This window comes from Virgibacillus dakarensis (genome assembly GCF_900155625.1).
In the GTDB taxonomy this organism is placed as follows: Bacteria; Bacillota; Bacilli; order Bacillales; family Amphibacillaceae; genus Lentibacillus_C; species Lentibacillus_C populi.
On the sequence record NZ_LT732553.1, the window covers coordinates 1,833,628 to 1,846,508 of the forward strand.

The following is a 12,881-nucleotide window of genomic DNA, read 5'->3' on the forward strand; positions in this document are numbered from 1 at the left end:
TAACAAGGGGGACAAACATGCAATTTTTCTATTGGTAGTTCCTGTTAGAATTGCCAACTTGTTTTTACACCTTTATGAGATTATAAACATATTCAGCATAATCTCAAAAAACCGGAAGTAACTAAAATAAATCATCGAATTCTCCAACAGTATCACTCTTATTTGTTACCTTTACTGTTTCAATCCCTCGAACAGCTTCTTCAAGCATTTCCGTAATATTCATTTGCCCTTCAAAATAATTTACCTTTTCCCTTCCAGGCCTGGTCTTAGGTGATTTCGGGACAAAGATCGTACAGCAGTCTTCATACGGTCTAATAGAGATATCATACGTATGAATAGTTCGGGATACCTTAATGATGTCATTTTTATCCATAGCAATTAGCGGCCGGAGAATCGGCATAGTTGTCACTTCATTAATGGCATTCATACTTTCCATTGTTTGACTGGCTACCTGACCGAGACTTTCACCAGTTGTAATCGATAAAATATGTTCCTTTTCACAAAGTATTTCGCTTATTCTGAACATCATTCGCCGCATAATCGTCATAGCATATCCATCGGGCATTTCGCGAAAGATGGACTGCTGTACTTTGGTGAATGGGACAATATGCACCTTAACCGTATTTCCATATTCCGTTAGCTTACGGGCTAAATCAAGCACCTTTTGTTTGGCACGCTCACTGGTAAATGGCGGGGAGTGAAAATGAATTGCTTCAATTTCGACACCACGTTTCATTGCCAGGAATCCTGCAACGGGACTGTCGATTCCACCAGAAAGCATGAGTAATGTCTTTCCGGAAGTTCCGACCGGCAATCCTCCTAATCCAGGAATGATGCTTGCTGTAATATATGTTGCTTCCGTACGAATTTCAACTTTTACTTCCAGGTCCGGATTGTGTACATCGACTTTATATCTGGTAGTATTGACTAGTAAATGGGTTCCGATTACCTGGTTCATTTCCTGTGAATGAATCGGAAAGTTTTTATCGATTCGTTTGACAGAAACCTTGAATGTCTTCACATTTTCACTGGTGGTTAATGCATATAGTGCCGCATCTTTTATCTTTGTTTCATCATTTTCCACTTTGATTGCCAAGCTCAGACTATGAATCCCAAACACTTCTTTACATTTGGCAACAATCGGGACAGGATCCTCTCCATTCAACAGGACAAACATTCTTCCCTGTGTCCTTGTTACTTTTACGTCAGGGAAATCGGCTAATTTCCGCTGGATATTTTCTTGTAATTTAACGATAAATTTTTTTCTGTTTTTTCCTTTTAAGGCCATTTCACCATACCGGATTAATATATGATCGAATTCCATGCTATCTACTCCATTACCTCTTTTAATTGATCAACTGCTTTTTTCAGTGCCTGTAAAAAGGCTGTAACCTCTTGTCTTGTTGAATCATACGATAAACTTACCCGCAGTGCTGACGTTGTCCGTACTTTGTCCAACGCGCAGGCAGCTAAAATCCTGCTCTCATCCGTTAGTTTTGATGAGCATGCCGATTTTGTTGAGATATAAATTTGCTGCTCGCCAAGCATATGAATAATAACCTCCGGCTTCAAGCCTGGAACAGAAAAATTGATGATATGCGGTGCCGCATTTTCTGGTGTATTAATCACAACCCCATGAATCTTTTCCAATTCAGTGCGCAGATAATCCCGTAATTTGGTCATTTCCCCATTATTATTTTTCTGTTTATCGGAAATTAAACGTAATGCCTTTGCCATAGCGACTGCACCGGGCAAATTTTCGGTTCCGGATCTGATATTCCGTTCCTGGTGACCACCATGGAATAATGGAAATAATTTCGTGCGTTTGTTAACATATAAAATACCTGTACCCTTCAGACCATGAATTTTATGACCGGACATCGTACATAGATCAATCCCGCTATTTTTCAGTTTTAATGGGAGTTTTCCCAATCCTTGTACATCATCAACATGGAAAAACAATTTCGGATTGTTTTTTGCAATAGAACCGATTTCTTCAATCGGCTGAACTGACCCGAGTTCATTATTAACATGCATAATACTAATCAGAATCGTATCGTTTCGAATAGCTTGTTTCACATCCGCTATGGATACGAGACCATTTTGGTTAACAGGTAAATATGTCACCGCAAATCCTAATGTTTCCAAAGCGTGACATGCTTCCAATACCGATGGATGCTCAATTTCTGACGTAATAATATGTTTTCCCCGCGTCTGATGTTCGAGTGCAATTCCTTTAATCGCTGTATTATTACCTTCCGTGCCTCCAGAGGTGAAAATTATTTCGTCCGGTTCAACCCGTAAAATCTTTGCTGTTTGTTCTTTCGCCTTCAGCAGCAGTTTTTCCGCTTCTCCACCAAACTGGTGAATCGAAGAAGGATTTGCAAAATAGTTTTCCGATACTTGTTGAAAACTTTTTATTACCTCAGGATATGGTTTCGTTGTAGCACTATTATCTAGATAGATCATTTATCCAACCTCTTTTGTAAAAAATAGACAAGGCTGGCTCAGGGAAACGGATTTCATCATTTCCATAAGACAGCCTTCCGTGTAACTAATTCATAACCTCTTCTTGAAATGCCTCAATTCGTTTTAAGGCACCTGGCTCAATTTCTTCCAGCGCCTTTGCAGCTTGTTCCAGTGATAATTCGTATTCATATGATCTGAATAATCGTTCGGATTCAGCCAATTTTGCTGCCAGGAGTGGATATTTGCTGCGATACCGGTTCGCATATTGAATTACCTGCTCCGTTAGATACGCCTGGTCAAGCATTATATCGGTTTGTTCCATTAGTGAATCAACTTTCCTTTGCGCTTCCGCCAATGTTTGTTGAACTTCTGTAATATCTAATGGCTGTTTTTCCAACGCCTTCAAAACCTGCATATTTTTTTCGCTTGCCGCCTCCGACAAGTTCCAAATAAATGTGGGAACCCCAGGGATATTACTTTTATTTAATTTACGCATGGTGTTGCTAAGCTGATTTTTCATTTCGGAAAGCTTTTCTTTCGCCTCCAGTTCATCTTTTCGCAAATTCCGAATCCGGTTTTTAAATTCTTCATGCTCCGCTTGCAGTGTTTCAATCTGTTGAAAACCGGCTTCCAAGCTGTCGCGCAGCTCTGAATGTGACTTTTTTTCGTTTTCCATATTTGCGGACAGGTCTTCCAGTTGTTTGTTGAGTTGGGAGATAGCTTTATCCAGCGTTAAATATTTTTCCATATCTCCATCTTCAAAATAATAGGCCCTTTTTAATGATTCCACTTCTGCTTTTGTCTCATGAAAAGAGGTACCTAATTCATTCAGTAAATGCTGATAGTTTGGAATTTGTGTTTCCATATAATTTTTGGCAATTGCCTCTTTTTCCAGCAGCACATACATTTCTTTTATTCGCTCATCCATCTCGGGAATAATCAATTTTGCATCCTCGGAATTGCCTTTATCCAATGAGCGGACGCAATCCAGTAAACGGCGCTGATAGCTATGTATTTCCTTCTCAAATCCCAGATGTTCCACACGGTAGCCATCCTCCTTCATGCCCTTCAATCCAGTATATAAATCATCTAGTTGTGCAGGCAACTCCTGGGTACAGGCTTTGTAAATGGACGGAAACTCTGCCATTTGCTGCTGAAGTGATTCAAGCTCCACTTTTAATTCATCAACAATTTGCTGTGCTTCGTAATAATCACCGGATTTGGTGAGGCCATGGTACTTTGCCAGTTTTTCTTCGAGCTCATCCATTGCCACATCAAAGCGAACCTCTGCCTTGCCATATAAATACCGCTGCTGTGACAATTTTTTTCGCAATGCTTTTATTTCTGGTTCGATATGTTCAATTTCCAGCCGGCTGTTTTCCTCTGATTCAAGCAATTCGTCCAATTCCTGTAATATCTTTTCAATATTTTCTTCAATCGATTGCAATGTTTGCCCTGACTTGCGCAAAATTTTTCTGGCAGTTGGAAAACGGTATTTATCAGCAGCTTCCTCCGCTTCGAACAAAAGCTCCTCAACATCAGTCAACTCACGCGTTACGATATATTCCCAACGTTCTTTCCATGCTTCAAACTTTTCCTGTGTTTCCCCGGATAAATTTAAACTTTTAATGCGCTGCAATTCAGAAGCAATATTCCGGTTCATAATATCCAGTTTCCAGCTTTCCTGCCGATCTACAACATCATATACCCGTTTTCGTAAAATAAGGCCAACAATAATTAATGCAATAATAACTAATATCGTTCCGATGATATATGCCATACAAATCCTCCTAATATTCCTTCCTGCATAAGAGGGTAACTCCCTAAATCTCTTGAAAAACAGGTATGTTCAAAACGTCCGGTAAAATGACACCTTGGTGTACTTTTCAATCCTTTTTTATCCTACTTTTGAACCCACGCTCAAAAATTAAATATGTAAACTCAGACTTTATTATTAATATGATACCACGTAAACAGCAATTTTGGCTAAAAAAAACCAAATAAATTCACGATTTGACAAATTTTTTATTTAAAAAGACGGAACAAAGGCGGAAGCGCCCGGTTAGCGGCGTATATGCTGCGCCCTGCCAAGCAGGGTGGTTCGGTGTTGCCGCGCAAAGCGGCGGTTTTAACCGAACATTCCTACCGTAGGAGATAAAGGAAACATGCCCCTGCAAAAGGAGTATGCCGACGTTGGCCGCAAAGGCCGTTCTTAGTCGGCCTTCCTCCTTCCCCGAACCGATGTTGACTTATCGTACGGAGGTGAAGGAAGCACACTAGCCGCTGGGCGCTGGAGCCGGACATGGACTACCCTGACATGAGTGGAATAGAGCCCGGATTCTTATTACTTTCTTACCTATAAAAAAAGAAATAGGTCGCCCATTTCCTTAATCTGCAACAATAAAATCCAGCCATTCATGAATCGTTTGCACATATTTACGGACAAACATCTGGTGAGAGTGCTCGCCAATCACTTGATTTTTCCATTCGTTCTGCAGTATATATGGGGTAATTAACATCCCTTTCAATTGCATTAACAAAAACTGCCTGTCCAATTCCTGTTTTTTATGTTTGCCCAATATCGCGAAAAATGCATTGCTTATATAATAATTTTCCTTTGCTATGTATGTAACGGCCATTTCCCTGACAAACACGGAATCAAGAGAAAGCTCACGCAGAATAAAACAAGAAAATTGATGATTATTTTGTCTGTACTGTATAATAGTTTCAATTAACTTTTTCAATCGGCTTAATTCCGTGTCATGTTCAGACTGTTGCAGTGTGTCCTCGATTGTCTTAAGGTATGTCTCATAATATTGTGTTACACCGTGCTCCAATAGTCCTTGCTTACTTTTAAAATAATAACTAATCAGCGAAACGTTAACACAAGCCTTATCAGCAATGTCACGTACCGATGTGCCGTGAAACCCTTTTTGAAAAAACAGGGAAGAGGCTGCATCGATAACCTTTTGTTTTGAGGGGTTATTTTTCAATGTTTTCATCTCCTTACTTCATATTTACGACAAAGTGGACGATAATCCTGCAATTTCTTCTCGACATTTCCTGCAAACCAATGTCGAAATTCACCAGCAGAAAGGAAAATGAAGAATGTTTCAAGCACAAGTGTATTCCGGTGATAAAGTGAAAGATTTCGAACTGCTTCTTAAACAGCTAAAAGCCCTATCGGAAGGTGAAACAGATCCAATTGCGATAATGGCTAATGCATCTGCATTATTAAATCAGTTTTTACCTGACATAAACTGGGTTGGTTTTTACCTTTGGAAAGATGACGAACTCGTTCTGGGCCCCTTTCAGGGATTGCCTGCTTGTATCCGCATTCCATTTGGAAAAGGTGTGTGCGGAACCGCGATAAAAGAGCGAAAAACCAAACGGGTAGCGGACGTCAACCAATTTCCTGGACATATTGCCTGTGACAGTGCGAGCCGTTCCGAAGTTGTTGTACCTTTAATCATAAATAATGAGATTTACGGTGTATTGGATATTGACAGTCCAAGCACAAACCGGTTTGATAAGACAGATGAAGTATATATTGAAAAATTTGCCAAGATCGTCGAAGGATTTTTAAGTTAAGCCTAAACCTTAAAGCTGCGGTCAGCCATACTGGAACCGCAGCTTTTAAATTCTCATTCATTCCCCTCTTCTTCACTTGATACTGTTTTTTCGTTCATTTTCTTTGACAACGCAATTTTTACCAACACTTTTTGCTTCATACAATGCTTTGTCAGCCCGGATAAACAATTCCTTCACAGAATCATTGGTATTATTGGTCCATGTTGACACCCCACAGGAGAGTGTAATTAACGGATTGGTAGTAGTTTCTGCCTGCTTTCTGATTTGAGTCGCCAGTTGTACGCCGTCATCCACTGTTGCATCAGGCAAATAGATAGCCAGTTCTTCCCCGCCCCACCGTGCAGGTATATCATCATTACCTAAATTTATTTTTATAATTTCAGCAACTTGTTTAATGACGTCATCACCAGTGTTATGTCCATATGTGTCGTTAACCATCTTAAAATCATCGATATCAAATAATATTAATGCACCACGATCAGCAGTTGCCATATGAAGCTGAATTTTCTCATCCAAATAATTTCTTGAATATAATGTTGTCAGATAATCTGTAATAACTGCATTCTCTAATCGATCTTTCAAAATTGCGTTTGCCAATGCTAATGTGGAATGCTGAATCAATGATTGCATTAATTTAAAGCTTTCAAAAGAAAAATAGTATGCCTCTTCATGCATAATCGTAACCATGCCATGAATTTTCCCGGAATTGAGCATTGGAATCACCATTACGGAACAAAATGGAAGCTTGAGCATCTCTTTAAAATCACCGCTGAAAATGGCTTCCTTTTTCCATTCCAATTCATCAAGCATGTGCTTTGTAAACTGGCGACCTTGTTTTGAATAATGATAGTCGGTACTTCCAGGTAAAATATCAAATTTTCCCTCTTCTTCAAGATAATAAATAAACCCGACCTGCGATGTACGACATGTATCAATGATTTGCTGTTTAACGATTGCTGTTATCTCTGAAAGTTTTAGATTTGAATTTAATTGATGTGTGGCATCATTAATCATCTTTAGATCCGATATCAGTCGTTTCGAATAGGAGTAAAGGGTTACGTTTTCAATTGCTTTCCCTGCAGCATTTGCAAATTGCCTCATAAATTCAATTTCTTCATCAGGAAAGTTAACCACTCTTGGCGTAACGATTTGCAGAACGCCGTAAACACCTTGACTGCCTTTTAACGGCGCATATAAGCAAGTATTTTTTTCCCGCACACGATCTTCCAATTGCACCTCACCGGATATAAATGCCTGGGTGCTAACCCGTTTTGTCTCATCATCACTATATTCAATCGTTTTAACAGGAAGCGAATGATCCACCTGGTAATCCTGTGATAATAAGAGATAGTATGTAAATTTTGGATATCTTATTTTTAACGAATTGATAATTTCGATTAATATATCGTTTTTATTTGTTAACGAATAAAAGCGGGTTGTTAAGTAAAACAAAAATTCATTCCTGCTCTCGCTGTCTCTCCTCCCCCGAAAATAGTTCAAAATACCCATAAAATGCTCTAACTCGTTTTTCAGTAACAAGAGTAATTTATCTGCTCCCGGGTCACAGCTTGCCGGAATGGACAATCCAACGAAGCTCGACGGCTTATATTCGGGTGTAATCGGGATTATAAATGCTTCCTTTGTACCCGGGGGGTTAAACGCTTCTTGAACACGGACAATTTTATTCTGATGAATAGCCAAGTTGCCGTCTCGTAAAAGACATTGCTCGTTAAGCTGCAACATTTGACTAGTAATTTGCTTAAACGTATTATTCCAGTCATCATGTTCATAAATCACTATAACGGAAACCTTTAGACTATCCTGCAGTTTCATAATAAGCCGGGAAAGAAGTTCATCATACGAACAGGTTGGCACTTCCTTTATCAGTTCAAAAAATATACTTCTTAATTTTTCTTGCCATTGTATGCTCACACTCATCATATTACCACCTGTCATGAGGATAATTGGGTTTGAATATTAAATTATTTTGAAATGGGTCTTTATACATAAAGTATAAACTATATAGTTATTTTTTCCTATAAAATAATATAAGAAAACTTTATTTCTATTGTGTATTTTGCTAAAATCATTGACTTTCCTTGATAAAACTTATATACTGTTCCTTGTGTAAAATAAAAGCGGCCTATGTGAACCACGTATGTCATCATTTTGTTCCTTTTGAAACAAGTTCAGAAGGTGTATCGTGTAACTCTCTGCTGCTGGAGCGATGGTACATGAAAACAAAATGAGCAGCGCCGGAACACGCACTTTTTTTTATGCAAATATACTATAAAGGAGGAAATGTCTAATGGCACGATATACTGGATCCGTATGGAAAAAATCACGTCGTCTTGGCATTTCATTAACTGGAACTGGTAAGGAATTAGATAAACGTCCTTACGCTCCTGGGCAGCATGGCCCGAACCAACGCAAGAAGGTTTCGGAATATGGCTTGCAACAGCAAGAGAAACAAAAACTGCGCTTCATGTACGGCTTGAATGAACGTCAATTTAAAAATACGTTTAATGAAGCTGGTAAAATGAAAGGTATCCATGGTGAAAACTTCATGGTGTTACTAGAGTCCCGCTTGGATAACATCGTATTTCGCCTTGGCTTAGCACGTACACGCAGACAAGCTCGTCAACTGGTAAACCATGGTCACGTTACGGTAGATGGTAAACGTGTAGATATCCCATCTTACCGTTTAAAACCTGGTCAAGTTATTGGTTTGCGCGAACGTTCACGCAACCTTGATATCGTGAAAGAAGCAATTGACGTAAATAACTTCGTACCAGAATATCTATCATTTGATGAGGATAAATTGGAAGGTACGTATACACGTTACCCAGAACGTTCAGAGCTTCCAGCAGAAATAAATGAAGCACTGATTGTTGAATTCTATTCACGTTAATTGAAATGTCGGGAAATCGATAGTATTTTAAACCCTGGAAAACGTTGCATCAACGTTTTCCAGGGTTTTTTTGATGGTTTTTGAAAAAAGATTGTTTAAAACGGATTAGTCCTCATGAATTGGTACATTTTTCAGCAAAAACACCCGTTTACTGAACAAATGATTTATACTAGCTGTTGTTAAATTAATGCCAGTTTGAAGAAGACAAAAAATTCCTAATTAATTACAGTATAAATGATAGCTATATGTTATAATAAAACACAATAGACTGGCTTCGCATGAGGGGTTTGGCAGCACTGTCGATCTGCCGTTAGTCAACGCTTAGAGACTTCCCAGGGAGGGAGGTGCTTGCCAATGGACATTGTTAGTGCACTAACGCTGATGATATCCTTCGGGATGTTGGTGGCGTTTATTATGTCTGACAAAAACCATAAAAAATAACCCCTCATATGCGTTTGACCAGCGCTGAGGGATTATTTTTTCCTTAAGCTGCCTAGCCCCTCTTGATGGGGTTCGGTCTATTGCGACCGCTCCATGTAACAGCATGGGCGGTCTTTATTAGTGTATGCACTTATCATCTTTCTATGTTAATTATACCACGAAATCAATGTTTATACACATTTATTTTTTTACTTTTTGTTCCTTCAGTATCATTTTTAAACTGACATCGGACGCAATCTGTTTTTTGGATAAATTCTTACACCACCAGTACTACAAACAGGGTAATCCTATGTAGATATAGAAAGTAACAGTTATATTAATGTCTCTACTCGTTCTGGGTAGTTGCAAATTGGGTAATTATCCTCTTACAAAAGACACATTCTTATTTAACAAGCGTTCCCGTTAGTTGTATAGCTCAAATTACAACTCTAACTCGTCTTTGGTTCCTTTGCTAATGAACGCATTATAATTGTTGTACCTGTTTTGTTAGCAAAAATACTTACACCTAGAGGGACACCCCACTAAATTGTTGCAGTTGTCGTCGCAAACGACACCATTAGAAGTGTAATACTCATCATAATAATTCTTATTCCAGATCCACGTCCGATTGTGGAAAGAATTTTAAACTATAAATTGTGTGAACCAAGCAATATATTTTGCACCAGGGATAAAGAACAATTGTGCCAGCAATGTACCTAATAGTCTTGATGTAACCATCATCAAGGAAATGTTTTTAAGTGTTTGATAACTACCTCTCTGATTAACAACATCATCAGCAACCACGGAAACTTTTGGATCAACAAAAATAACTAACAGTATTGTTGCCATACCATTTATTAAACCGGATGCCATAATAGCTGTTGAGGCACGCTCAGGTGTTAGTAATGCTGCATATAATGCAGATAACACACCAATTGTATATATTGCGGTTATTACCATATTTACCAAAAACAATCTTATTGGAATATCTTTGATTTTAGTATCTTTTAGGTATGAAAATTTTGGTAAAGTAAAATGTGTTATACCGCGTTTTATGTACTGTAAGGAAAATAGTCTTTTAAATAAAGAAGGAACAGAGCCCTTTTCTTCAGATAAATGAATGATTGCCCTTGAAAATAGAGCTATAAAAGTAGGAAGTAAAAGTATCCCAAAAATTGTTCCAACTGTGGATGCCCCTATGAGAAAACGAAATTGAGTAGCTACAAACTCTTGTGCATTATTACTTGGCGCAGTATCGATTAAACTCCCCGTAAAAGGTTGCTGCATCATATTTGCCAATCTTGAAACCATCACCATTATATTAAAAAGGGATAAAGCAGAAGCGATCATCTTTACCCTTGCACCCGATAACCTCACAGCATAAGCGAGCGTTTCAATAGAATGAATGATAAAAATAAATAAAGCTATGTATATTAATTTATCAGTAACAATCTCCAAGATAGTACCTTCTTTTTAATCAGTTTTGTTATTATCATTGTATATAAATATATGAAAAGGTCCCTCGACAAAATGGCCATAAAAAGGGATACAGGCGCTAATCCTTTATTCAAGTCAAGCGCCCTTTTCTGGAATCAACTTTTGTTATCTTCCTTTTTTATTTTTCTATCTCGGAAGGATGGCTGGTGGCAACAATGGACACCACAATCATGGCAAGCAATATAACTACTAAAATTACTTGAGTTGCTCTTAATATCTTTTCAATACTCCTCAAACCCCTTGTTATTCTTTAACAATATGCCCTGTTTGTTGAATTGTAACAATCCATCTTGGCAACGTTATTGTATTAAACATTTTTATAAATTATCAAACTTTATTTCAAAGCTACAACCAACACCCAAAGTCACACAAACTTCCTATATAAAGCGAGTATCCGATAACTAAGATACTCGCTTTAATTTTATTGATACTTGATCAAAAAGTACTTCTTCTTCCCTCTCCGAATAACGGTAAACTTATCCCCGATTCGATCACCAGAAGAAATCGTGTATTGCACATCCTGGTTTCGTTCACCATTGATATAAATTGCGCCATTGTTGACATCTTCTCTTGCCTGTCGTTTGGACGGGGAAATGGAAGCGTTCACCAAAAGATCGATGATGCCAATTTCCTGTTTTTCCATATCATATGTTGGAACGTCTTTGAAACCTTGCTCAATATCATCTGCAGACAACTGCTTTATGTTACCACTAAATAACGCTGCAGATATTTTTTGGGCCTGGTCAAGTGCTTCCTGACTGTGAACCATTCGGGTAACTTCCTCTGCCAATCGTTTTTGTGCCAGCCGCTTTTCTGGATGTTGTTCCACTTCCCGCTGCAGTTGTTCCATTTCATCCTGCTCCAAAAACGTAAAGTATTGTAGAAATTTAATCACATCACGATCATCCGTATTAATCCAGAACTGGTAAAATTCATATGGTGTCGTTTTTTTCGGATCGAGCCAGATAGCCCCGCCAGCAGTTTTGCCAAATTTTGTGCCATCGGCTTTGGTAATAAGCGGAACAGTCAACCCATAAACTTTAATTTCCTCATCCGGTTGCGTATTTGTTCGACGAATTAATTCCATGCCAGCTGTAATATTGCCCCATTGATCACTACCGCCGATTTGTAATGTACAATGCTCCTGCTCATATAACTTAAGGAAATCAAGCGACTGCAAAATCATATAACTGAATTCAGTAAATGAAATTCCTTGCTCAATTCGTGCTGAAACCGATTCTTTTGCAAGCATGTAGTTAATCCCAAAGTGTTTCCCGGCATCACGCAGAAAATCGATTATCGTCATGCTCGCCAACCAATCATGATTGTTACGGGCAACTGCTGCATTCTCCCCATGATTAAAGTCAAGCAGATGTGCTAATTGTTGTTTGATTTTGTCACTGTATCCTTTGACGACCGCAGCCTCATTTAACGATCGTTCGGTTGATCGCCCGCTCGGATCACCAATCATCCCTGTTCCGCCGCCAATCAAAGCTATTGGCTTGTGCCCTGCCCGCTGAAACCGTTTCAGCATTAATACAGGAACTAGATGACCAATATGCAGACTGTCAGCCGTTGGATCAAATCCGGCATATAACGTCACCTGGTTGTTCTGCAAATATTCGTCCAATCCCTGTAAATCTGTAGTTTGGTGAATTAATCCCCGATTTTGTAAATCACTCAAAATATTCATCTTGCTCATTCTCCTTTAAACTGTTCTAGAAAATAAATAAAAAAATCCCATCCCTAACGGTAAAGGGACGAGATTTTGCTCGCGGTACCACCCTTGTTGCACATACATGCCACTTTGGGGTTGTTAACGATGCACTCACCGTTTTTCTTTGCGAAAGAAAAAAGCTCCGGATTGTAATTCGTTCAGCAAATATATACTAGTTCCCACCACCACTAGCTCGCTTCAACAGGGATTTGCTTCACTACTTCGATCCTTCCATGCCTTTTATATAAATAGTATTATCTATTTTTATCACACTTC

At 38.7% G+C, this 12,881-nt stretch carries 9 protein-coding genes and 1 other annotated feature; of the genes, 2 read left to right on the plus strand and 7 right to left on the minus strand.

From position 1 onward, the window contains the following. Positions 1–121 precede the first annotated feature (121 nt). The 4 genes from thiI to refZ all read right to left on the minus strand — a co-directional run bounded on the left by thiI (position 122) and on the right by refZ (position 5,471). Positions 122–1,324 (minus strand): tRNA uracil 4-sulfurtransferase ThiI, encoded by a 1,203-nt coding sequence (thiI, locus tag CZ382_RS09235; protein WP_088050879.1) that lies wholly within the window; start codon positions 1,322–1,324, stop codon positions 122–124. A gap of 5 nt (positions 1,325–1,329) precedes the next feature. Next, positions 1,330–2,469, minus strand: coding sequence for a cysteine desulfurase family protein (locus tag CZ382_RS09240; protein WP_088050880.1), 1,140 nt, complete (start codon positions 2,467–2,469; stop codon positions 1,330–1,332). Positions 2,470–2,554: 85 nt separating this feature from the next. Then, a complete protein-coding gene (gene ezrA, locus CZ382_RS09245) occupies positions 2,555–4,249 on the minus strand; it encodes a septation ring formation regulator EzrA (RefSeq protein WP_088050881.1) in 1,695 nt (564 codons plus the stop codon). Positions 4,250–4,856: 607 nt separating this feature from the next. Beyond that, a complete protein-coding gene (refZ, locus tag CZ382_RS09250) occupies positions 4,857–5,471 on the minus strand; it encodes a forespore capture DNA-binding protein RefZ (protein ID WP_407701303.1) in 615 nt (204 codons plus the stop codon). A gap of 106 nt (positions 5,472–5,577) precedes the next feature. On the opposite strand from refZ, the gene CZ382_RS09255 reads away from it, so the two are divergent. Further along, a complete protein-coding gene (locus CZ382_RS09255; protein WP_088050883.1) occupies positions 5,578–6,060 on the plus strand; it encodes a GAF domain-containing protein in 483 nt (160 codons plus the stop codon). Positions 6,061–6,132: 72 nt separating this feature from the next. On the opposite strand, the gene CZ382_RS09260 is transcribed toward CZ382_RS09255, so the two are convergent. Continuing rightward, positions 6,133–7,998: a sensor domain-containing diguanylate cyclase gene (locus tag CZ382_RS09260; RefSeq protein ID WP_159457781.1), complete on the minus strand. Its 1,866-nt coding sequence runs from the start codon at positions 7,996–7,998 to the stop codon at positions 6,133–6,135. A 370-nt stretch (positions 7,999–8,368) separates the two neighbouring features. Here CZ382_RS09260 and rpsD point away from each other — a divergent pair, with 370 nt between their 5' ends. Continuing rightward, a complete protein-coding gene (gene rpsD / locus CZ382_RS09265) occupies positions 8,369–8,971 on the plus strand; it encodes a 30S ribosomal protein S4 (protein ID WP_088050885.1) in 603 nt (200 codons plus the stop codon). A gap of 1,062 nt (positions 8,972–10,033) precedes the next feature. On the opposite strand, the gene CZ382_RS09270 is transcribed toward rpsD, so the two are convergent. Beyond that, entirely contained in the window at positions 10,034–10,849 is an 816-nt protein-coding gene (locus CZ382_RS09270; protein WP_088050886.1) for a lipid II flippase Amj family protein, read from the minus strand. A 460-nt stretch (positions 10,850–11,309) separates the two neighbouring features. After that, positions 11,310–12,581, minus strand: coding sequence for a tyrosine--tRNA ligase (tyrS, locus tag CZ382_RS09275; RefSeq protein ID WP_088050887.1), 1,272 nt, complete (start codon positions 12,579–12,581; stop codon positions 11,310–11,312). A gap of 60 nt (positions 12,582–12,641) precedes the next feature. After that, positions 12,642–12,848: a binding site (T-box leader), on the minus strand. Between the last annotated feature and the right edge of the window lie 33 nt (positions 12,849–12,881).